Raw genomic sequence first — 229 nt, 5'->3', positions numbered from 1 at the left:
CTGCCAATACTTCCTACGCAACGACACCACCAACAACAACAGCAACCACAACTGGTACAGACACAATCGACTCAGCCAGTCAAGCTTCACCAGAAACTTCAGCCTCATCCAACACACAAACTTCTCTCGAAACCCCAGCCCCCACTCTTTCCGATCCCGACGCTGTCCCCCTGACTCCCTCCGGTGAGGAAAAAGTCTGGGTTACCAAATATGGTCTGAAAGCGTTTCT

The sequence above is a fragment of the Clostridium sp. CAG:43 genome, assembly GCF_000434655.1.
Lineage (GTDB): Bacteria > Bacillota > Clostridia > Lachnospirales > Lachnospiraceae > Otoolea > Otoolea fessa.
The sequence above is the reverse complement of the archived record's forward strand: the minus strand, read 5'-3'. Positions refer to the sequence as shown.